Raw genomic sequence first — 19,989 nt, forward strand, 5'->3', positions numbered from 1 at the left:
GGGTGGTCGATGCCTTTCTTCACGGTTGACGGACAAGCGCTGCACTACATTGATCAAGGCACCGGCCCGGCCGTGTTGCTGGCGGGCAGTTATCTGTGGGACACGGCCATGTGGGCGCCGCAGATCGCTGCGCTGTCGCCGCACTACCGGGTGATTGCGCTGGACCTGTGGGGCCACGGCGAATCCGGGCGTTTGCCGCCAGGCACCACCTCGCTGGATGACATCGCACGGCAGGCCGAGGCCTTGCTCGATCATTTGCAGATCGAACGGATCACGCTGGCGGGGCTGTCAGTCGGCGGCATGTGGGGCGTGCGTCTGGCGTTGTCGGCACCGCAGCGGATCAACGGTCTGGTGCTACTCGACACCTACGTCGGCGTCGAGCCTGAGCCAACCCGTCAGTACTATTTCTCGCTGTTCAAGCAGATCGAGGAAAGCGGCGAGATTGCGCCTCAGTTGCTCGACATCGTGGTGCCGATCTTCTTCCGCCCGGGTATCGATCCGCAGTCGGCGCTGTATCAGGACTTCCGCGCCAAACTGGCGGCCTACACCGCGGATCGCCTGCGCGAAAGCATCGTGCCGATGGGGCGTATCACCTTCAGTCGTGATGATCTGTTGCCGCGCCTGGGCGAACTGAATGCCGCGACCACCCTGGTGCTGTGCGGCGATCAGGACAAACCGCGACCGCCGTCGGAGGCACAGGAAATGGCTGAATTGATCGGTTGCCCGTGGGTGCTGGTGCCGGAGGCGGGGCATATTTCCAGTCTGGAGAATCCGCAGTTTGTGAGCGAGGTGTTGTTTACTTTTTTGGCTGAGCGCAACCGCTAAACCGTGTCATCGTTCTTTTCGCGAGCAAGCCCGCTCCCACAGTGACCGCGGTGATCCCTGTGGGAGCGGGCTTGCTCGCGAAGAGGCCCGATCAGGCAATAAAGAAGCCGGACTCACTTTGGCCCGAGAATTTTCGCCAGTTTCTCCGGCGAAGGCGCGCCTTGCTGCTGTTGCAGCTCACCCTTGTCATCCATGTAGAAAATCGCCGGCGTCGCCTGCAGTTCCAGGTCTTCCATCAACTGCATGTTGGCGGCCAGTTTGGTCTGCACCGCTTTTGGAATGTCTTTCAACGGCTTCAGGGTGCTGGCCTTGCCGGCCTTTTCGTGATCTTCCAGGGCCTTGGCCGGATCTTTCGCCGCCAGCAGCGCGGCGGATTTCGCCGGGCTGTCTTCGCGGATGATCCCGACCATGATGTGCCGCAGCTGCACCTTGCCGGCCTTGACCCATGGTCGCGCCTGTTCCCAGAACATGTTGCAGTACGGACAGTTGGGATCGCTGAACAGGTACACGGTGCGCGGCGCGTCCTTGTTGCCGTCCTGAATCCAGTTGCTGGCTTCGAACTTGCCCCAGATTTCCTTGGCCATCGGCGCATAGACCAGTTTCTGCAACGGCTCGCTGCTCAGATCCTTGCCGTCGGCGTCGTACAGGTTGCCGAGCAACACGTGTTTCCCGTCCGGCGTCAGGTACAGCGCCATGCCACGGTTCTGGTACTGCGCCGCATAACCGCGCAAGCCGTCCGGGGCGTCGAACTGGCCGACGATTTTTGCGCCCTTGGCCTCGATCTGCTTGATCGCGGCGGGCAATTCTTCGGCGGCCTGCACCGACGGCAGGTGCAGCAGGGCAGTGCCCAGAGTCAGCGTCAGCAGGTGGCGGAGGCGGGGCATGGCAGTTTCCTTGCAGAGGTGGCCGGTGCGGCGGTTGGATTCGGGATGTCGAAATTTTCCAGGGCGCGGGCCAGGCTGGCGTTCGACAGTTCGCCCAGATGACTGCTCAGCAAGCGACCGTCAGGGCTATAGAACAGCGTAGTCGGCAACGCCATGGAGCCCACGGCCTGACCCAGTCGACCGCTGCGGTCGAACAGCACGTTGTTCAGGCTCAGGCCCTGGGTTTCCAGGAAGGTGGCAACGCTTTGCATGCTTTCGGCCTGATTGACGAACAGAAAGGTCAGGTCCGGGCGTTGTTGTTGAGCGTTTTCCAGCACCGGCATCTCGCGCCGGCACGGTGGGCACCAGGTTGCCCAGAGGTTGATCACCAATGGTCCGCCCTGATAGTCGCTGAGCTGGATGGTCTCCCCGGCGGCGTTGCGCAGGGTGATGTCCGGCAGGCGCGTGCCTTGTTCGTAGATGTTCAGTGACAGGGTCGCCAACAACCAGAACAGCACGCCGCTGGCCACGCCAAAACCCAATGGCCGACGCAGGCCCGGGCGGCGCCAGCCGCGATAGAGAGCGGTGAGCAGCAGCACGATCACCCCCGGCCAGGCGAGGAATCCACCATCGCGCAGGTCGATGATCTGCCACGGATCGTTGCGATAGTGCCCCCAGTACAGGGCGACAAACGCCACGCGTGCCGCGAGCATGCCCAACAGGAACAGGCTGAACAGCGCCGACTCGGGGTTATCGCCCCCACGCTTGGCCACCCGCCAGCCGACAAAGGTCGCCAGCGCCAGGGCACTGATCAGCAGCAGGTGGTTAAGCGCGATGGCAAAGGTGCCGAGGGTGAACGTCAGCATTTAATTGGCGTCTCGGGTGGTGGTCCAGCGTTGCAGGAACGTCTCGGCATCCACCTCACCGGTGATGCGCTGGCTACGTCGTTCTTCGCCGTCGGTGCCGATCCAGACAAAACTCGGTGGCCCCGGGACTTTGTAGCGGCCGAGCAGCTCGCGGCTGGCGGCATTGTCGGCAGTGACGTCGAGGCGCAGCAGGCGCACATCGCTGAGTGCCTGCATGACCTTGTCCTTGCCGAACACCTGTTTTTCCATGACTTTGCACGACACGCACCAGTCGGCGTAGTAATCGAGCAGCACCCACTGGCCCTGGGCTTTGGCGCTATCCAGTTCTCGCTGTAGGGCGGCCGGATCCTTGATCGTGGTGAACGCGTCATGCCCGCTCGGCGTGGTGCTGACGGTCCGCCCGGCGCTGTACACCTGCAACGGTTGATACGGGTCGTCACTGCCACCGGCGGCACCGATCAGCAGCAGGCTGCCCCACAACCCGAGCAACAGCGAGCTGGCGCCGAACACTTGGGCGACCCGGCCGAAGCCGTCCGATTGCTTCCAGGCGCAGAACGCGGCGATCAGCAGCAGTGCGCCACACAGGCCCAGCCACAGCGACGAGTCCAGCACCGGGCGCAGCATCAGCAGCGCGGTCGCGAGGAACAGGAAACCGAAGATGCCCTTGAGCAGGTTCATCCACGCGCCAGGTTTCGGCAGGAAGCGATTGCCGACGGTCACCAACAGCAACAGCGGCACCCCGATACCGATGCCCAACGCGAACAGAATCAAGCCACCGTGCAGCGCATTGCCGCTCTGCGCGATGTACAGCAAAGCGCCGGCCAGTGGCGCGGTCATGCACGGGCCGACCAACAGACCGGACAACGCGCCGAGCACCCCGGCACCGATCAGGCTGCCGCCGCTGCGACTGCGCGAAGCGTGTTCGAGGCGGTCACGCAGGGCCACCGGCAATTGCAATTCAAAGAAGCCGAACATCGGCAGCGCCAGCACCACGAACACTGCTGCAAATGCACCGAGCAGCCATGGATTTTGCAGCCACGCCTGCAGGTTGGCGCCGAGCAGCGCAGCGATCACCCCCATCGCTGCATACACCAGCGCCATGCAGATCACATAGCTGCTGGCCAGGGCGAAACCACGGCGTGGGGTGGCGCCGCTGCCGACAATCATGCCCGCCAGAATCGGCAGCATCGGCAACGAACACGGGGTAAACGCCAGCAACAGGCCGAGGCCGAAGAACACCAGCAGGCTCCAGCCCAGCGCCCGTTGTTGCAGGCTGCTGGCCAGGGCCTGATCCGGTGCTTCGGCACCGGCCGTTGGCGTCGCTTTGCCGCCCAGATCGATGACCCGGGTCTGCGGCGGATAACACAGGCCGGCATCGGCGCAGCCCTGATAACTGACCTTGATCTGACCGCTGGCCGAGGCCGGAATTTTTACCTCCAAGCCCTGGCGATACACCGGTTGTTCACCGAAGAACTCGTCACTGTGCGACTCGCCCTCGGGCAACGCCGGCTGCTGCTCGGCCGTCAAACCGTCGAATTTCAGACGTTTCTGGTACAGGTAATAGCCGTCGGTGATTTGCCAGAACAGCTGGGTTTCCCCGGACTCAAGGCGTTCGGAGGTGAGCACGAAGGCTTTGTCGACCGGGAGAAATTCCGGTTTGGTCTCGAATGGATTGTTTCCCGCCTGGGCCAGGCCGGAGATCAGCAGTGCAAACAAAAGAAAAAAATGACGCATGGAGGAGCCTTGTCCCTGTGCAAGTGTGGGCACAATGGTGGATGGCGATTAACCGATGATTAACCGTCACGCCCTTGTCGCTGTGGCGTTGGGCGCCATAATGTCAGCTTAATCGGCCAACGGCCTAATCGGCTTTTTTCTACGGGACGGATCATGCACGTACTGGTTTGCGAAGACGATGAACTGATCGCCAGCGGTATCGTTGCCGGTCTCACGGCGCAGGGCTTGACGGTCGAGCACGTCAACACCGCCTCGAAAGCGCGGGCGATGCTCAAGGTCGCCGAATTCGACGTGATGGTGCTCGATCTCGGCCTGCCCGACGAAGATGGCCTCAAGTTGCTGCAACAGCTGCGTCAGCAAGGCCTGGAAATTCCGGTGCTGATCCTGACCGCACGCGACTCGGTCACCGACCGGGTCGATGGCTTGCAGGCCGGGGCTGACGATTACCTGCTCAAACCCTTCGATCTGCGTGAATTGTTCGCGCGTCTGCAAACCTTGTTGCGCCGGGTCGCCGGGCGCAGCGTCAACCTGATCGAACACGGCGCACTGACCTACGATCCAAGCAGCCGCGAAACCATGTTGGCCGGGCAACCGGTGGACTTGTCGCGCCGCGAGCAATCGCTGTTGCAGGCGCTGCTGCACAACCGTGGCCGAGTGCTGTCCACCGAGCAGTTGAAGGACAGCGTGTACGGTTTCAATGACGAGTTGGAGAGCAACGCCCTCAACGTGCACATCCATCACCTGCGCAGCAAACTCGGCAAGGGTATCGTCGAAACCGTGCGCGGTCTGGGCTATCGCCTCGGGCCGGCCGATGGTGGAGAACAACAGAAGTGATGAGTCTGCGTCTGCGCCTGAGTCTGACCCTCGGCGCCGCGTTCGCCCTGATCTGGGCGCTGGCTGCGGCCTGGATGCTCAGCGACTTGCGCAATCAAATGATGTTTTCCCTCGACCAGCGGCTGGTAGCCTCGGCGCGCATGGTCGCCGGGCTGCTGGAGCAACTGCCGGCGCTGCCGAGCAAGGGCGAGGGCACCCATTTCAGTGCCGAACAATTGAACATTCCCGGCGGCATGGCCTGTCAGGTCAGTTCGTTGCGCGGGGAAATTCTGGCCCGTAGTCACAGCAGTCCCGAGCAAACCCTGGAAGCGGAAAAAATGGGCTTCCACGATCAGATGATCGATGGCGCGCCGTGGCGCAGTTTCACTCTCGCGCGGGGGGACGTGCGGATCACCACGGCCGATCGGCAGATCGAACGCGAAGCGCTGAACATGTCGATCCTGCTGGCGGCCTCGGTGCCGGTGGGCGTGGCGTTGCTCGGTTGCCTGTGCCTGTTGTGGCTGGGCATCGGCCAGGGGCTGGCGCCGCTCAATCGGCTGCGCGAAGCACTGATGCGACGTAATGCCGACTCGCTTGAGCCGCTGCAATTGCAATCATTTCCCAGCGAACTGAAACCGTTGCTCGATACGCAGAACCAGCTGTTCCAGCGCATCGGCAAGACCATCGAGCGTGAACGCCGCCTGACCGGTGATGCCGCCCACGAACTGCGCAGCCCGTTGACGGCGATCAAGACCCACCTGCAAGTGGCACGCATGACCGAAGGCAGTGCCCGTGATCAGTCGCTGGCCCGGGCCGAGGAGGGCGCCGACCGCATGCACCGCACCCTGGAGCAACTGCTGTTGCTGGCGCGGGTCGAGGGCAGTCTGTCGTTCGATGACGGCGTGCAGTGCAGCGCCGAACAGGTGGCGAAACTGGCGATGCAGGATGCGGCCGGCGGCGAGCGTCAGCGCATCAAACTGCAATTGCCCAAGCAGCTCTCCAGTGCGCCGGTGCAAATGCCGGCGGTGCTGTCGATTGCCGCGTTGCGCAATCTGCTCGACAACGCCCTGCGCCATACCCCGGCGGACGCTGAGGTGGAGCTGAGTCTGGAAACGGTCGGCCAGCGCGCCCGTTTTGTGGTGCGCGACCACGGCCCGGGGATTGCGGCGCAAGATCTGCAGCATCTGACCCAACGCTTCTGGCGCAACGGTCAGAGCACCGGCTGCGGTCTCGGCCTGGCCATTGTGCAAGCCATCGTCCAGCGCTGCGCCTGCACCCTGCATTTCGACAGCCGTCCGGATGGCTTGCGCGTCGAGCTGACCATGCCGCTGCAACCTGTCTGAACCAGCAAAAATCCCCTGTGGGAGCGGGCTTGCTCGCGAAGGCGTCCGGTCAGTCGACAGGTTGCTGACTGGCACGCCGTCTTCGCGAGCAAGCCCGCTCCCACATAGGGGATCCGTGGTGTGGCACATCAAATGTAACGTCTTTGCGTTGGTGATTCGCCAGCCTCGGCGTTAAGGTCGGGGCTGCTCTGACTCAATGGATTGAGGGAACGCGCCATGGAAGCATCGATCTGCATCTGCCCGGCGAAACCTGCCGACGCCGGCATCATCAGTCGCATCATCGAGCGTTCGATTCGCGTCGGTTGTGCGCTCGAACACCGCAACGATCCGCAACTGGTCAGCCGCTGGGTCGGCCGACAATCTGCCGACGTCATCAGCGCGCACCTTGCCGACGCGCATTGCTACCTGAATATCGCCTTGTTGCAGGACAAACCGGTGGGTGTCGACATGGCCACGGCCAGCGGTGAGATAGGCTTTTGTCATGTGCAGCCGGAATGGTTTCGCCGTGGCGCAGGGCGCGCCCTGATGACCGACCTTGAAGGCTGGCTGCGGATTCGTGGTGTGCCGCAGGCGCGCATCGACAGCACACGTAGCGGCGCGGCTTTTTATCGGCATCTGGGCTACTGCGATGCAGTGCCACGCGCCAGCGATCAGGGCTTGCACCGCGTTACGCTGCACAAGCTGTTGCCATTGCCTGGCTGACATCTCGATCAAGGGTCTAAATCCTCGCCCCGCTTAAGCGTTTCCAGAACAGGAAAACCTGCATGTGCGCCCCGCGACCGGAACGCGCACCTGTGCGGTGTGCTGTTTTGGTCACTATCCATAGCGTATTGAGGGGTCGAGAGATGTCAGTCGCCACCAGCCTTATCGAAGAGTCGTCGGCCCGGATCAGCTCCGCGCCGGCGGAAACCCTGTATCAGTTCAACGAATCACCACTGCTGGCCCGGCAGAGCCAGCAGGAATCCAACGCCCGCAGCTATCCGCGACGCATTCCGCTGGCCCTCAAGCGCGCCAAGGGCCTGTACGTCGAAGATGTCGAAGGTCGCACCTTCATCGACTGCCTGGCTGGCGCCGGCACTCTCGCGCTGGGGCACAATCACCCGGTGGTAATCGAGGCGATCCAGCAAGTGCTGGCCGATGAGCTGCCGCTGCACACCCTCGACCTGACCACGCCAGTGAAGGATCAGTTCGTCCAGGACCTGTTCGGTTTGCTGCCGCCAGCACTGGCGGCCGAAGCGAAAATCCAGTTCTGCGGCCCGACCGGCACCGATGCGGTGGAAGCCGCGTTGAAACTGGTGCGCACCGCCACCGGGCGCAGCACCGTGCTGTCGTTCTCCGGCGGTTATCACGGCATGAGCCAGGGCGCCTTGAGTCTGATGGGCAGCCTGGGGCCGAAAAAGCCGCTGGGCGCCTTGCTCAGCAACGGTGTGCAATTCATGCCGTTCCCTTACGACTACCGTTGCCCATTCGGTCTCGGCGGCGCGGCCGGGGTCAAAGCCAACCTGAGTTACCTGGAAAACCTGCTCAACGATCCTGAAGCCGGCGTGCAGTTGCCGGCAGCGGTGATCGTCGAAGCGGTGCAGGGCGAGGGCGGGGTGATCCCGGCCGATATCGAGTGGCTGCGCGGCTTGCGTCGGATCACCGAGAAGGCAGGGGTGGCGCTGATCGTCGACGAGATCCAGAGCGGTTTCGCGCGTACCGGCAAGATGTTTGCCTTCGAACACGCCGACATCGTCCCGGATGTGGTGGTGTTGTCCAAAGCCATCGGCGGCAGCCTGCCGCTGGCGGTGGTGGTCTATCGCGACTGGCTCGACACCTGGCAACCGGGTGCCCACGCCGGCACCTTCCGTGGCAATCAGATGGCGATGGCCGCCGGTTCCGCGGTGATGCGTTATCTGCTTGAGCACAAGGTCTGCGAACACGCCGCCGCCATGGGCGAACGCCTGAGCGAACACCTGCACATCCTGCAACGCGACTTCCCGCAACTGGGCGACATTCGTGGTCGTGGCTTGATGCTCGGCGTCGAACTGGTTGACCCGAACGGCGCGCCGGATGCGCTCGGTCACCGACCCGCGTTCGCGCGTCTGGCACCGCTGGTGCAGCGTGAATGCCTCAAGCGTGGGCTGATTCTTGAGCTGGGCGGCCGGCATGGCGCGGTGGTGCGCTTCCTGCCGCCGCTGGTGATCACCGCCGCCGAAATCGACCGCGTCGCCGAGATCTTCGGCCGGGCCCTGGCCGCTGCCACCGCCGCTTTGTAAATTTTTCGCAGCGCCGAACGTTCTTACTACATACCCGGCTGCACCCCCGGTGCAGCCCACCCTTACAACGATGGAGAACCAGCATGACGTCAGTATTCGACCGCGAGGACATCCTCTTTCAGGTCGTGGTCAACCACGAAGAGCAATACTCGATCTGGCCGGATTACAAAGCCGTGCCGGAAGGCTGGCGCACCGTAGGCAAGAGCGGCCTGAAGAAGGAATGCCTGGCCTACATCGAAGAAGTCTGGACCGACATGCGTCCGCTGAGCCTGCGCCAGAAGATGGAAGGGCAAACGGCTGCTCAGTAATCCGACAGACAAAACAAACCCGCTGGACTGGTGACAGGCAGCGGGTTTTTTCATGGCTGGCAATGGTGTTGTTCTGGCGGGCCTCTTCGCGAGCAAGCCCGCTCCCACATTGGATCTGTGGTGCACACAACTCCCCTGTGGGAGCGGGCTTGCTCGCGAAGAACGACAACGCGGTGTTACTGAAACTACGCTCCGCTCAAGCCCTTGAGCAACAAATCCACATTCCCCTCCAGCTCCGCCACCGGGTCCGCCGCATCGGTGCTCAACACCAGCAGTCGACTCCCCGACTCGGCAATCGCCGCTTTCACCGCTTCCGACGGCTGACGATGATGCAGCACCAGCGCCACGTCGTTGTCCTTCAGCGTCGCCGTGAGCTTCTTCAGATCTTCGGCTGTCCACTCGGCATCTGCTCGCGCGTCCTGACCGATCAGCTCCAGATTCAGGCTGCCGATCAGATAACCGAAGTGATCGCTGAGGCTCAGCACACTGAGGTTGTCGGCTTCGGCCAGACGCGCTTCGCTGTCGGCGCTGAGCTTGAGCAGGCGCTGTTTCAGCGCCGCCAGATTGGCCTCGATCTTCGGTTTGGCCGACGGCGCCAGGCGCACCAGATCCGCGGCGATCACATCAGCCATGCGCCCCATGTTGTTGCTCGCCAGCCATGGCTGACTGTTCAAGCCATCGACCTTCAGCCCCGGTTGTACGGCGATCCCTGGCAGGGCGCCGTCCACCGGGCGCGCCGCGTCGACCTCGACAATGCGAATGTTGCTGCGCCGTGCGATCGGGTACAGCGGATCATCCGCCCACAGCGAACGTATGCCGATCACCGCGTCGGCATCGGTTGCCAGTTTGCCCAGCGCCGGCGCACCGCGACCGGTGAAATATGCGGTCTGACGGCTGCCCGGCAAATTCGCCGGGGCCGCGCGCTCCAGGCTGACGTCGGTGCCTTTGAGCAGCACTTCGCCCAGGCCATAGGTGATGGGCAACGAGGCCAATACGCGCAGCGGTTGAGGGTTTTCAGCCGCCAGCAACGGGCTGCCGACCACGCCGCACAGGGCCATGGCCAGGGTCAGTTTTCGCAGTGAGAAAGTCATTTATCCAAGGTTCCCTTTCAGACTCGGGACAACCCCGCGCGCAATGGCGGCGAGGGCGAAGGCGATGCCGGCGACCAGGATGATCGCGGCGCCGGACGGGATTGGCAGATCGAAGACGATCGGCGCGAGAATCCCGCACAGCGTGCTGACGGTAGCAATCAGCACCGAGCACCAGAAGAAGCCCTTGAGCGACTGGCTGAGCAAACGCGCGGCCGCCGCCGGAATCACCAGCAACGCGCCGACCAGAATCGCGCCGATGACCTTCACCGCCGCGACGGTGATCAGCGTCACCAGAATCACGAACAGGTAATCCAGAGTCTTCACCGCGACGCCGCGCACCGCCGCCAGTTGCGGGTTGAAACTGGCGAGCATGATCCGGTTGTACAAAGGCAGTGCCAGGGCCATGACCAGCGAACCGACGATGGCCAGCACCAGCAGGTCGTTGCCATTGACGGTGAGCACCGAACCGAACAGCACGTTCTCCAGAATGTGCACGTTGATCTTGCCCGCCAGAATCAACAGCAGGCTCGCGCCAAGCGCCAGCGACACCGAGAGAAACACGCCGATCAGGGTGTCGGGCGCCAGGCCGGTGCGGTTGCGCAGGTAGTTGAGCAGGATGCCGAACAACAGGCAGTAACCGAACAGGCTGCCGTACGGCCCGGTGTAGGGTTCGCCGAGCAGAATGCCGATGGCCACGCCGGTCAGCGCCGCGTGCCCGACCGCTTCGGAGAAAAACGCAAAGCGCTTGACCACCACCAGCGTGCCGAGGCCACCGAGCACCGGACCGATCAACAGGCCGGCGAGCAATGCGTTGACCACAAAGCCGTAGGCCAGCGCTTCCGGCAGGTACCCGGACGACGCCCAGCCCTGAACCATCAAACGAAAGGCTTCGTAACTCATCAGACCGCGCTCCGTGGATGGGTGGAAAACAGACTCAGCAGACGTTCCGGGGTCAGTGCCTGTTGCGGCGTGGCGTCGAATAGCACGCGGCGGTTGAGACCGGTGACCCGGTCGGCCAGACGCTTGACCGCTTCCAGATCGTGCTCGATCCACAGCACGGTGATGCCAGCGGCGCGCCAGTCGCCGAGCAGGCGTTCGAACACCTGGATCCCGGCTTCGTCGAGGGCCGACATCGGCTCATCCAGCACCAGCAATTGCGGAGCCGGGATCAAGCCTTGAGCGAGCAACACGCGCTGCCGTTCGCCACCGGACAACGCGCCCATGCGCCGCTTGCGTTTGTCCTGCATACCGACCCGTTCCAGCGCCTCGCCGATGGCCTTGGCGTAGTGCTTGCTCAGGCCGAGAAACGCCGGCCGACGCTGGCACATCGCGGCCATGAAATCGTCGACGGTCATCGGCAGGCCACGATCGAACTCCAACGCCTGCGGCACGTAGCCGATGGTGCCGGGTTGGCCGGGCCAGTGCAGGCTCAGTTGACCCTGATGCGGCATTTGCCCGAGCAAGGTCTTGATCAGCGAACTCTTGCCACCGCCGTTGGGGCCGACCAGGGCGTGGACGTGACCGGGCTGAACCTGGAAGGTCACGTTGTCGAGGATCGTGGTGCGCCCGAGGGTCAGAGAGACTCCCGCAAAATCCAGAGTCGGCCCACTTACCCCTTGTGGGAGCGGGCTTGCTCGCGAATGCGGTGGTTCATTCAATAATGATGCTGACTGACCGGACGCCTTCGCGAGCAGGCTCGCTCCCACAGGGGATTGATGGGTGTCAGAGAGGGTTTCTTTTGCTGTCATGCCCCGGACTCCTGAATCGCCCGCACCACGGTGTCGAGGTTGCCGGTCATTTCCTTCTCATATTTGTCGGCGCTGTATTCGCCATAGGAAATGTGCGACAGCGGGTACAGCTTCACCCCGGACTCACGCTGGATGGTCTCGACGTAAGTCGAGGGGAAATCCATCTCCGAGAAGATCACCTTCACGTCGAGTTCGCGCAGTTGGTCGATGGTCTTTTTCAACTGGCTCGGGCTCGGTTCGATGCCGTGGGCCGGCTCGACCACGGCCGTCACTTCCAGGCCGAATTCGCGCAGCAGATAGTCATAAGCCGCATGCACAGTGGCCACGCGCAGTTCGGCGTTCGCTGCCTGAGTCAGTTTGGCCAGCGCATCGGCGCGCATCTGCCGCAGGCGTTTGCTGTAGGCGCGGGCGTTCTGGGTATAGGCCTTGGCGTTGTCCGGGTCGAGTTTGCCCAGCTCGCGGGCGATGTTGTTGACCTGGGCAATCGAAGCGCTGATCGACAGGAAGGTGTGCGGGTTGACCACTTTGCCGGCGCCGCGCGCGGCGGTGCCGGTGGCGGCCAGCAGCGGCACGTTTTCGTTGGCTTCGATGGTCTTGATGTTCGGCGTTTCGCTGGCGGCGATCATGCGGTCGGCGAAGTCGTCATGCCCGACCCCGTTGAGCACGATCACATCCAGACCGCTGATGCGTTTGATGTCTTCAGCGCGTGGCTCGTAGGCGTGCGGGTTGAAGCCGGCGGGAATCAGCGGCACCACCTCGGCCTTGTCGCCGACGATATTCGCCACATAGCTGTAATACGGGTGCAGGGTGATGCCGATGCGCAGGCGTTTGCCCGGATCGGCGCTGGCCAGCGGGCTCAGCAGGCACGCGCACAGGCCTAACAGCAGGGTGCGCAGGAGGGGACGGCGAGTCAGGGAAATAAGCATGGGCAAGCGGTCTTCTCTCGGGTGAAGGCGAAGGTTCAGTGGCGATGCTCGCGAGTCACGCCGGCATCGAACTGCGCGACGATCTGTTTCCAGCCGGCGGCGGACAGCGCTGCGTCGGTCAGCTCGGCAGGCGTTTGCAGATCGGCGGCGCGGTTGAGCCAGATGTCCGGAGCGGCAGTGGCGTCGGCGCTCAGTAGCATCACGAACGAACCGGCGACGGCGGGCACCTGGCTGTGGCCGAAATAGGCCGTGTCCGCCAGCAATTGCCAGGCATGCCCGCCACGGCTGACCGAACTGGCGTCCTGGGCGAACGGGGCGAAGCCTTCTTCAGCCAGAGTCTGTGGCGTCGGCAGGCTTTGCTGCTCTTCACGCAGCAGGCGAATTTCATCGAGGGTCACCCGCAGGTCGGCATAGATGCCTTGCTCGGCGGCACTGAGGTCGCGCCGCGCATCGAGTTGATGGCTGGAAACCGGTTCCGGTTCATGGGACACCCCGCGCCATGCCACCACCGAGCCGGCGACTGCAAGGATCAGCAAACACAACAGCAGAACATTGAGGGTTTCATGCCCGGCACCGGCCGGGCGGACGACTTGGGTGGTGGGCGTGCTCATGGGGCCTCGATGTCGGCTTGGTCGATTTCCACGACGTGGCCGGGGCCGGCGTCGAACAGCACATAAAACTCGGCCGCCGGTTTCTTGAAGGTCAGGCTTGAGTCGGCGCCGAGCTTGCCCGGCAGCAGGATGGTTTCGTCGTAACCGATCACATCGAGGGTCACCCCCGGCGCGCCGCTGCCGTCGGAGAAGCCGCCGGTGCATTTGATCTGCTCGGCATCGACGGCTTTGCATTCGCACATCGGGTTATGGGCCAGGGCGCCGGCGCTGAAACCTGCGCACAGCATCAGCAACGCGGCGCGCAACTGCAGGCGGGAAGGGCGTTGAACGCGGTTCATGGTTTGGCTCCTTGTTGGTTCAGCCAGGCGAGGGTGGCGGGGGAGGCCTGGCTCAGGGGAATCGAGGCCTGATGCATGCTGCCGTCCCAGCCTTCCATCGTGATCCACAGTTCGGCATCGGCTTTGGTTTTTTCCGCCACCGGCAATTGCGCGCCCATGCGATACGGCGTGCCAAAGAAAATCACCCCGGCGGCGCGCAGGCTGCGCGGTTTGCCGATGCGCAGGTACGTCGCCTTGACCTGTTCGACACAGGCATCGCAGAGGGCGGCATTGAAGTCCTTCATGTAACCGGCGGGGCCGCTCAGGCGCGGTGCTTCGTTACGCAGTTCGGCCAGGCGCAGGCTCCACGGGCCGACCTGGATTTCGCCGACCTCATGCTCACCGAGGCCGACGTCACCGCGAAACAGCGCGGCATCGGCGAAATACTTGGGCATGAAGCCCAACGGAATCAGCAGCAACAGGGCGTTCAGATGAAAACGCCATTTGTGCCAGAAGCGGCGCAGGGCGGACGGTTGGGCAGTGCGATTGGACGGGCTCACAGGCTGACCTCCGCCGGTTCACGGCTGACGCGGGGGCTGCGGGCCTTTTTATTTTCGCGCTTGAGGGCGTTGGCGGTGGCCAGCGCGGTGCGCTTGGTCCAGATCAACAGGCCGCTGAGGACCATCATGCTCAGCAGCAGACCGAAGAAGAACCAGATCAGTTTGATCCACAGACCACCGAAATCACCGGTGTGCAGCGGGCGCATCGACTCGGTGACGAACTCCAGCGAGGAACGGTCGGTCAGCAGTCGCGTGGCGGCCATCTCACCGTTGTACGGGTTGAGCGTGGCGGTCTGGAACATCAGCGGATACCAGCCGCGACCGCCAAGGCTCAGGTGGCTGTAGGCATTGCCCGGCAGGCTGACGAAGCTGACTTCCAGCCCGGGGATGTGCTGTTCGGCGATCTGTACCGCGCGATCGAGGTTGATCCGTGGGGGAGGACTGGCGTCGCTCGACATCGGTACGCTTTCCCGAGACATGGCGGGAATGATCGGTTCGCTGCTGATGGACACCTGGTTGTCGGCCAGAATGGCCTGGATCAAAAACCAGGTGCCGGTGATCGAGATCACCGCGATGAACCAGATCGACCAGATGCCGCTCAGTCGATGGAAGTCGCCCCAGAAGATCCGCGCACCGTGGCGAAAACGCAGGGTGGGTTTGAAGAAACCTTTCCAGAAACGCTTGTACACCACCAGCCCGGTGACCAGCGAAGCGAGCATCGGCAGGCCGAGGAACGACACCAGGTACCAGCCCCAGCTGAAACCATTGGTGAACGGGACCAGCCACCAGCCGTGCAGGGCGCGGGTGAACGCCTTGAAGTTGAAGTCCGGCGCCGGGCCCTGGATCACCCCGGTGTACGGGTTGACGTAGACCGTCTGCGAGCGGCCGTCGGGGTAGCTGACCTCGACGTCGAGGGCGAAGTGCGATTCGTCGGGGCGGCTGATGCTTTCCACCAGCGTTTGCGGTTCGGCCTGTTTGATCGCGGCCAGCACCTGATCGTAGCTGAGCCGTGGTGCGTCATCCGATGGCTGGCTGGCGCGCATTTGCGGGTTGGCCAGCCAGACGATTTCTTGGCTGACCACCGCCAGCGTGCCGGTGACACAGACGATCAGGACAAAAAACCAGATCGGCAGCGCGAGCCAGCTATGCACCAGGAACCACAGTTTGGAACGGGATTTCTTCGACATGATTGCGCGTCTTGATTTCGATGAAAGGGCACGCGGCTACGGGCTTCGCAGCGCGGGTGTCCGCAAAAGGCGCGGTCGTGGCTGTTGCCTGTGCGAACGGCCTGCATCTATATAGGACGGATGAGCCGGACAAATCCCGAAAGGTGATATGAAAGCAAATGTTTCGCAATTCCCCCCCTGTGGGAGCGGGCTTGCTCGCGAAAGCGGTAGATCATTCAACATTGAGGTCGACTGACACGACGCCTTCGCGAGCAAGCCCGCTCCCACAGGGGCGTTCGGTGATCAGCCGATCAAACACGATTCATGAATGCCGCTCTCACTGCCTGGCAATTGATGCGGTCAAGGCGCTCCCTATGATGGAAATCACTCGATTCCCCTAGTGAGCCCCGTGATGAGCCCCAGAACCCTCTACGACAAACACATCGATTCGCACACCGTGTGCCGCCTCGACGATCAGGGCCATGTGCTGTTGTACATCGATCGCCAGGTGATCAACGAATACACCAGCCCGCAGGCGTTCAGCGGTCTGCGTGCTGCCGGGCGCAAGGTCTGGCGGCCGGGTACGGCGTTGGCGGTGGTCGATCACGTCAACCCGACCACCCCCAAACGGGTGGCGGCGATGCCTGATGCCGGCGGTGCGCGGCAGGTGTCGTATCTGGCGGAGAACTGCCGGGACTTCAGCATCGAACTGCTGGACATTCTCGATAAACGTCAGGGCATCGAGCATGTGATCGCCCCGGAGCAGGGCTTCATTCTGCCGGGCATGGTCATCGCTGCCGGTGACAGCCACACCACCACGTACGGTGCGCTGGGGGCGTTCGGATTTGGCATTGGCACCTCGGAAATCGAGCACCTGCTGGCCTCGCAGACGCTGGTCTACAAACGCCTGAAAAGCCTGCGCGTGACGGTGGATGGCGAACTGGCGCCGGGGCTGACGTCGAAGGATGTGATCATGGCGCTGATCGGCCGCATCGGTGCGTCGGGCGCCACTGGCTATGCGATCGAGTTCTGCGGTTCGACCATTGATGCGCTGAGCGTCGAGGCGCGGATGACCATTTGCAACATGGCGGTAGAAGCCGGTGCACGCGGCGCGTTCATGGCACCGGACGAAAAAGTTTTTGCTTATCTCAACGGCAAACCCCGCGCACCGCAAGGCGAACGCTGGGCGCGCGGCTTGGAAAAATGGCGTGAATTGCGCAGCGATCCCGGCGCGGTGTTCGACCGCGAAATCCACCTCGATGCCAGTCTGCTGGAACCGATGGTCACCTGGGGCACCAGCCCGGATCAAGCGGCGCCGATCGGCGCGCAGGTGCCGGATCCGCAGGCTATCGACGATCCGATTCTGCGACAGGACATGCGCCGCGCCCTCCAATACATGGGCCTGGAGGCGGGGATGGCGCTGCGCGATATCGTCATCAGCCACGCTTTTATCGGCTCCTGCACCAACGCGCGGATCGAAGATTTACGTGACGCCGCCAGCGTCGTGCGCGGGCGGCGGGTGGCAGGGCATGTGCGGGCGATGATCGTGCCCGGCTCCAGTGAGGTCCGCGCTCAGGCTGAAGCCGAAGGGCTGGCGCAGATCTTCATCGACGCCGGTTTCGAATGGCGTCAGTCCGGCTGCTCGATGTGCCTGGCGATGAACGATGACGTGCTCGCGCCCGGCGACCGTTGCGCCTCCAGCACCAACCGCAATTTCGAAGGCCGCCAGGGCGCCGGGGCGCGCACCCACCTGATGAGCCCGGCGATGGTCGCCGCCGCCGCGATCAGCGGCCACCTCACCGACATCCGCCACTTTGGAGAACGCCCATGAGCCTGCAACCCTTCACGCAAGTCAGCGGCCGGGCCGCGCCGCTGCTCGCGGCCAACGTCGATACCGACGTGATCATGCCCAAGCAGTTTCTCAAGGGTATCGATCGTCAGGGACTGGATCGTGGACTGTTTTTCGATCTGCGCTTTCTTGCCGACGGTACGCCCAACCCGGAATTCGTGTTGAACCAACCGGCCTGGCAGGGCGCGAACTTTCTGGTGGTCGGGCCGAATTTCGGTTGCGGTTCCAGCCGCGAACACGCGGTGTGGGGGTTGCAGCAAATGGGCATTCGCGCGCTGATCGGCAGCCGTTTTGCCGGGATCTTCTACGACAACTGCCAGCGCAACGGGGTGTTGCTGATTACCCTGGACGAGGCACAGGTGCAGCGCATTGGCCGGTTGGTGAGTCAGCCTGAAACGGCACTGATCCATGTGGATCTTGAGGCGCAGCAGATACGTCTGGCGGACGGTGAAGTCATCGATTTCCAGATTGACGGCTTGCGCAAGACCGCACTGTTGCTGGGGCTGGATGCGATAGGCAGTACCTTGCAGCGGCGTGAGCAGATCGAGGCGTTCGAGCGCGAACACTTGTCCGCCAACCCATGGCTGGCCTGACACCCCTTTGACCCTGTGGGAGCTGGCTTGCCAGCGATGAGGCCGGCACATCCAACATTTATATTGGCTGAGCTGACGCCTTCGCTGGCAAGCCAGCTCCCACAGGATTTTGTGGTGTCTGGGCTAGAGAGAAAGATCCTTGAAATGCCCCTGCAAAAACTCCACACACGCCCGTAGCTTGCCGGAATTGGCCAGCCGCGTCGGGTACACCGCCCAGACATTGGCGCTCTGGCTGTAAGCGGCCAGCACCGGCAGCAGTCGGCCCTGTTCCAGCAACGGTTTCACATCCCACAACGAACGCAGCAACACGCCACGTCCGTCAAGCGCCCATTGCAGGACGATCTCGCCGTTGTTGGAAGACAGCGTCCCACTGACCCGCACGCTTTCCTGCGTGCCGTCGCGATCCAGATGCCAGACGCCGAAAGCGTTGTCGCGCTCCTTGATCACCAGGCAGTCATGTTGTTGCAGGTCGTCCAGTGTCTGCGGGGTGCCTCGGCGTTCAAGGTATTCGGGCGCTGCGCACAGCACCCGGCGGTTACTCACCAGTTGCCGGCCGATGTGCTGACCGGGCAGGTCGTCGCCTACGCGGATTTCCAGATCGAAGCCTTCGTTGACGATGTCCACCGCGCGGTCGAACAGGTCCAGGCGAATCTGCAACTGCGGGTGAAGCTCGGCCAGCCGCGAAACCGCAGGCGCCACATGATTGCGGCCGAAACCGAAGCTGCTGCAAATGTGCAAACGCCCGCGTGGGCTGTCGTGGGCGTCGGCGAGATCGTCATGCAGTTGTTGAAAATCATCGAGGATGCGCAAGGCCCAGCGCTGCACCCGCTCGCCGTCCTCGGTCAGCGACACGCGACGACTGGTGCGATGCAGCAGGCGGGTGCCGAGGGTCGATTCGAGAATCTGGATGCGTTTGCTGACGTAGGCCGGGGACAGGCCCAATTCATCAGCGGCGGCGGCGAAACCGTTCTTGCGGATCACGGTCAGCAGCACGCGCAGGTCTTCGGGCAGGGGCACGGGGTCTTGGTTCTGGGACATGTGGGAACGAGCATTGGCGGCACAAGCCGCCAGCATAGCATCGGCGGTACAGGGCTCGATTCAGCGTAGGAAATCCAGCGCTTCGGCGAGCAACAGTTCGGGCACTTCTTCGGCCAGATAATGCCCGGCCGGCAGCGCCTTGCCACTGACGTTGGTCGCCACAAGCTGCCATTCCTTGAGCGGGTCAAAGCAGCGCCCGACTGTGCCTTGCGCACCCCACAGCACCCGCAGCGGCAGGTCAAGATGATGCCCGGCAGCGATGTCGGCCCGGTCATGTTCCAGGTCGATGCTGGCGCTGGCGCGGTAGTCCTCGCAAATGCCTCGGGCGCTGCCGGGACGTTGCAGGCAACGCAGGTATTCGCTGAACGCTGGCTCGGTGAACGGCGCGAGTCCGGCGCTGCGGCTGCCCATCACGCTGCGCAGATAGGCTGCGGGATCGGCCTCGATCAGGGTTTCCGGCAACGGCGCCGGGCGGATCAGGAAGAACCAGTGCCAATAGGCGCGGGCGAACGCTTCGTTGGTCTGTGTGTACATCGCCAGGGTCGGGGCGATGTCCAGCAGCATCATCCGCTGCACCGCCGCGCGGTGGTCGAGGGCCAGGCGATGGCCGACCCGGGCGCCACGGTCGTGGGCCAGAATCGAAAACTGTTCGAAGCCCAGCGCCTGCATCAACTCGAGGTTGTCCCTGGCCATTTCGCGTTTTGAGTAATGGCGGTGTTGTTCATCGGCAGCCGGTCGGGCGCTGTCGCCGTAGCCGCGCAGGTCGGCGGCGACCACGGTGAAATGCTCCGCCAACTGCTCGGCAATCTTGTGCCAGATCACGTGGGTCTGCGGGTGTCCGTGCAACAGCAACAGCCCCGGGCCGCTGCCACCGAGGCGATAGGCGATGTCGACGCCGTTGACGTGGCGCTGGTCTTTGACGAATCCGGCAAACATCGGGCTGATCCTTGTTCAGGTGCGGGTGGGATGCATCCTGAAAGTGTTCGGCATTCGGGACAAGGGTTGAAGCGTGGTGTGGTGGTTCGTGAAGTGTGATCTATCCGCATTGGCCTCATCGCGAGCAGGCTCACTCCTACAGTT

General features: G+C 63.2%; 21 protein-coding genes. 8 read left to right on the plus strand and 13 right to left on the minus strand.

Going from position 1 to position 19,989, the window contains the following annotated elements; translation table 11 throughout:
* Positions 1 to 9 precede the first annotated feature (9 nt).
* Complete coding sequence (locus HDC30_RS24355) at positions 10 to 825, plus strand: alpha/beta fold hydrolase (RefSeq protein WP_183785460.1); 816 nt, start codon at positions 10 to 12, stop codon at positions 823 to 825.
* A gap of 113 nt (positions 826 to 938) precedes the next feature.
* Here HDC30_RS24355 and dsbG read toward each other — a convergent pair whose 3' ends face one another.
* From dsbG to dsbD, 3 genes are read right to left on the minus strand one after another with little or no spacing between them, the layout of a single operon-like run.
* The gene (gene dsbG, locus HDC30_RS24360; RefSeq protein WP_027613399.1) at positions 939 to 1,709 is read right to left on the minus strand and encodes a thiol:disulfide interchange protein DsbG; all 771 of its coding nucleotides are present in this window, start codon (positions 1,707 to 1,709) and stop codon (positions 939 to 941) included.
* Positions 1,685 to 2,554, minus strand: coding sequence for a TlpA disulfide reductase family protein (locus tag HDC30_RS24365; protein WP_183785462.1), 870 nt, complete (start codon positions 2,552 to 2,554; stop codon positions 1,685 to 1,687). The genes dsbG and HDC30_RS24365 overlap by 25 nt, the downstream gene beginning before the upstream one ends.
* On the minus strand, positions 2,555 to 4,288 hold the full coding sequence (dsbD, locus tag HDC30_RS24370; protein ID WP_183785464.1) for a protein-disulfide reductase DsbD: 1,734 nt from the start codon (positions 4,286 to 4,288) through the stop codon (positions 2,555 to 2,557).
* Between the two features lie 153 nt (positions 4,289 to 4,441).
* Here dsbD and HDC30_RS24375 point away from each other — a divergent pair, with 153 nt between their 5' ends.
* From HDC30_RS24375 to HDC30_RS24395, 5 genes are all read left to right on the plus strand, one after another.
* Positions 4,442 to 5,122, plus strand: a complete 681-nt coding sequence (locus HDC30_RS24375) for a response regulator (protein ID WP_096794987.1) — start codon at positions 4,442 to 4,444, stop codon at positions 5,120 to 5,122.
* The gene (locus HDC30_RS24380; protein WP_049827920.1) at positions 5,122 to 6,444 is read left to right on the plus strand and encodes an ATP-binding protein; all 1,323 of its coding nucleotides are present in this window, start codon (positions 5,122 to 5,124) and stop codon (positions 6,442 to 6,444) included. Before HDC30_RS24375 ends, HDC30_RS24380 begins: the two co-directional genes overlap by 1 nt.
* 216 nt (positions 6,445 to 6,660) lie before the next feature.
* Complete coding sequence (locus HDC30_RS24385; protein ID WP_183785466.1) at positions 6,661 to 7,146, plus strand: GNAT family N-acetyltransferase; 486 nt, start codon at positions 6,661 to 6,663, stop codon at positions 7,144 to 7,146.
* A gap of 143 nt (positions 7,147 to 7,289) precedes the next feature.
* On the plus strand, positions 7,290 to 8,702 hold the full coding sequence (locus tag HDC30_RS24390; RefSeq protein WP_183785468.1) for an aspartate aminotransferase family protein: 1,413 nt from the start codon (positions 7,290 to 7,292) through the stop codon (positions 8,700 to 8,702).
* An 83-nt stretch (positions 8,703 to 8,785) separates the two neighbouring features.
* A complete protein-coding gene (locus HDC30_RS24395) occupies positions 8,786 to 9,010 on the plus strand; it encodes an MbtH family protein (protein WP_183785470.1) in 225 nt (74 codons plus the stop codon).
* A 185-nt stretch (positions 9,011 to 9,195) separates the two neighbouring features.
* Here HDC30_RS24395 and HDC30_RS24400 read toward each other — a convergent pair whose 3' ends face one another.
* From HDC30_RS24400 to HDC30_RS24435, 8 genes are read right to left on the minus strand one after another with little or no spacing between them, the layout of a single operon-like run.
* Positions 9,196 to 10,101 (minus strand): metal ABC transporter solute-binding protein, Zn/Mn family, encoded by a 906-nt coding sequence (locus HDC30_RS24400; RefSeq protein ID WP_183785472.1) that lies wholly within the window; start codon positions 10,099 to 10,101, stop codon positions 9,196 to 9,198.
* Positions 10,102 to 11,001, minus strand: a complete 900-nt coding sequence (locus tag HDC30_RS24405) for a metal ABC transporter permease (protein WP_003226663.1) — start codon at positions 10,999 to 11,001, stop codon at positions 10,102 to 10,104.
* A complete protein-coding gene (locus HDC30_RS24410; protein WP_027613392.1) occupies positions 11,001 to 11,849 on the minus strand; it encodes a metal ABC transporter ATP-binding protein in 849 nt (282 codons plus the stop codon). The genes HDC30_RS24405 and HDC30_RS24410 overlap by 1 nt, the downstream gene beginning before the upstream one ends.
* Positions 11,846 to 12,775 (minus strand): metal ABC transporter substrate-binding protein, encoded by a 930-nt coding sequence (locus HDC30_RS24415; RefSeq protein ID WP_183785474.1) that lies wholly within the window; start codon positions 12,773 to 12,775, stop codon positions 11,846 to 11,848. The genes HDC30_RS24410 and HDC30_RS24415 overlap by 4 nt, the downstream gene beginning before the upstream one ends.
* A gap of 35 nt (positions 12,776 to 12,810) precedes the next feature.
* Positions 12,811 to 13,386, minus strand: a complete 576-nt coding sequence (locus HDC30_RS24420; protein WP_097088252.1) for a DUF6162 family protein — start codon at positions 13,384 to 13,386, stop codon at positions 12,811 to 12,813.
* The gene (locus tag HDC30_RS24425; RefSeq protein WP_096794995.1) at positions 13,383 to 13,724 is read right to left on the minus strand and encodes a hypothetical protein; all 342 of its coding nucleotides are present in this window, start codon (positions 13,722 to 13,724) and stop codon (positions 13,383 to 13,385) included. Before HDC30_RS24425 ends, HDC30_RS24420 begins: the two co-directional genes overlap by 4 nt.
* Positions 13,721 to 14,263, minus strand: a complete 543-nt coding sequence (locus HDC30_RS24430) for a hypothetical protein (RefSeq protein WP_027613388.1) — start codon at positions 14,261 to 14,263, stop codon at positions 13,721 to 13,723. The genes HDC30_RS24425 and HDC30_RS24430 overlap by 4 nt, the downstream gene beginning before the upstream one ends.
* Positions 14,260 to 15,450, minus strand: a complete 1,191-nt coding sequence (locus tag HDC30_RS24435; RefSeq protein WP_183785476.1) for a PepSY domain-containing protein — start codon at positions 15,448 to 15,450, stop codon at positions 14,260 to 14,262. The genes HDC30_RS24430 and HDC30_RS24435 overlap by 4 nt, the downstream gene beginning before the upstream one ends.
* Before the next feature lie 391 nt (positions 15,451 to 15,841).
* Between HDC30_RS24435 and leuC the strand changes: the two genes are divergently transcribed.
* Positions 15,842 to 17,260, plus strand: a complete 1,419-nt coding sequence (leuC, locus tag HDC30_RS24440) for a 3-isopropylmalate dehydratase large subunit (RefSeq protein ID WP_183785478.1) — start codon at positions 15,842 to 15,844, stop codon at positions 17,258 to 17,260.
* Positions 17,257 to 17,871, plus strand: a complete 615-nt coding sequence (gene leuD / locus HDC30_RS24445; protein ID WP_150368225.1) for a 3-isopropylmalate dehydratase small subunit — start codon at positions 17,257 to 17,259, stop codon at positions 17,869 to 17,871. Before leuC ends, leuD begins: the two co-directional genes overlap by 4 nt.
* A 123-nt stretch (positions 17,872 to 17,994) precedes the next feature.
* On the opposite strand, the gene HDC30_RS24450 is transcribed toward leuD, so the two are convergent.
* Both HDC30_RS24450 and HDC30_RS24455 read right to left on the minus strand, forming a co-directional pair.
* Complete coding sequence (locus HDC30_RS24450; protein WP_183785480.1) at positions 17,995 to 18,945, minus strand: LysR substrate-binding domain-containing protein; 951 nt, start codon at positions 18,943 to 18,945, stop codon at positions 17,995 to 17,997.
* Positions 18,946 to 18,969: 24 nt separating this feature from the next.
* The gene (locus HDC30_RS24455; protein ID WP_027613383.1) at positions 18,970 to 19,845 is read right to left on the minus strand and encodes an alpha/beta fold hydrolase; all 876 of its coding nucleotides are present in this window, start codon (positions 19,843 to 19,845) and stop codon (positions 18,970 to 18,972) included.
* Between the last annotated feature and the right edge of the window lie 144 nt (positions 19,846 to 19,989).

Source organism: Pseudomonas sp. JAI115 (genome assembly GCF_014200835.1).
GTDB lineage: Bacteria > Pseudomonadota > Gammaproteobacteria > Pseudomonadales > Pseudomonadaceae > Aquipseudomonas > Aquipseudomonas putida_A.

Excerpts from the sequence above, each read along its gene's own strand:
- HDC30_RS24355 (WP_183785460.1), top strand. The coding sequence starts at position 10 with ATGCCTTTCTTCACGGTTGACGGACAAGCGCTGCACTACATTGATCAA.
- dsbG (WP_027613399.1), bottom strand. The coding sequence starts at position 1,709 with ATGCCCCGCCTCCGCCACCTGCTGACGCTGACTCTGGGCACTGCCCTG.
- HDC30_RS24365 (WP_183785462.1), bottom strand. The coding sequence starts at position 2,554 with ATGCTGACGTTCACCCTCGGCACCTTTGCCATCGCGCTTAACCACCTG.
- dsbD (WP_183785464.1), bottom strand. The coding sequence starts at position 4,288 with ATGCGTCATTTTTTTCTTTTGTTTGCACTGCTGATCTCCGGCCTGGCC.
- HDC30_RS24375 (WP_096794987.1), top strand. The coding sequence starts at position 4,442 with ATGCACGTACTGGTTTGCGAAGACGATGAACTGATCGCCAGCGGTATC.
- HDC30_RS24380 (WP_049827920.1), top strand. The coding sequence starts at position 5,122 with ATGAGTCTGCGTCTGCGCCTGAGTCTGACCCTCGGCGCCGCGTTCGCC.
- HDC30_RS24385 (WP_183785466.1), top strand. The coding sequence starts at position 6,661 with ATGGAAGCATCGATCTGCATCTGCCCGGCGAAACCTGCCGACGCCGGC.
- HDC30_RS24390 (WP_183785468.1), top strand. The coding sequence starts at position 7,290 with ATGTCAGTCGCCACCAGCCTTATCGAAGAGTCGTCGGCCCGGATCAGC.
- HDC30_RS24395 (WP_183785470.1), top strand. The coding sequence starts at position 8,786 with ATGACGTCAGTATTCGACCGCGAGGACATCCTCTTTCAGGTCGTGGTC.
- HDC30_RS24400 (WP_183785472.1), bottom strand. The coding sequence starts at position 10,101 with ATGACTTTCTCACTGCGAAAACTGACCCTGGCCATGGCCCTGTGCGGC.
- HDC30_RS24405 (WP_003226663.1), bottom strand. The coding sequence starts at position 11,001 with ATGAGTTACGAAGCCTTTCGTTTGATGGTTCAGGGCTGGGCGTCGTCC.
- HDC30_RS24410 (WP_027613392.1), bottom strand. The coding sequence starts at position 11,849 with ATGACAGCAAAAGAAACCCTCTCTGACACCCATCAATCCCCTGTGGGA.
- HDC30_RS24415 (WP_183785474.1), bottom strand. The coding sequence starts at position 12,775 with ATGCTTATTTCCCTGACTCGCCGTCCCCTCCTGCGCACCCTGCTGTTA.
- HDC30_RS24420 (WP_097088252.1), bottom strand. The coding sequence starts at position 13,386 with ATGAGCACGCCCACCACCCAAGTCGTCCGCCCGGCCGGTGCCGGGCAT.
- HDC30_RS24425 (WP_096794995.1), bottom strand. The coding sequence starts at position 13,724 with ATGAACCGCGTTCAACGCCCTTCCCGCCTGCAGTTGCGCGCCGCGTTG.
- HDC30_RS24435 (WP_183785476.1), bottom strand. The coding sequence starts at position 15,450 with ATGTCGAAGAAATCCCGTTCCAAACTGTGGTTCCTGGTGCATAGCTGG.
- leuC (WP_183785478.1), top strand. The coding sequence starts at position 15,842 with ATGAGCCCCAGAACCCTCTACGACAAACACATCGATTCGCACACCGTG.
- leuD (WP_150368225.1), top strand. The coding sequence starts at position 17,257 with ATGAGCCTGCAACCCTTCACGCAAGTCAGCGGCCGGGCCGCGCCGCTG.
- HDC30_RS24450 (WP_183785480.1), bottom strand. The coding sequence starts at position 18,945 with ATGCTGGCGGCTTGTGCCGCCAATGCTCGTTCCCACATGTCCCAGAAC.
- HDC30_RS24455 (WP_027613383.1), bottom strand. The coding sequence starts at position 19,845 with ATGTTTGCCGGATTCGTCAAAGACCAGCGCCACGTCAACGGCGTCGAC.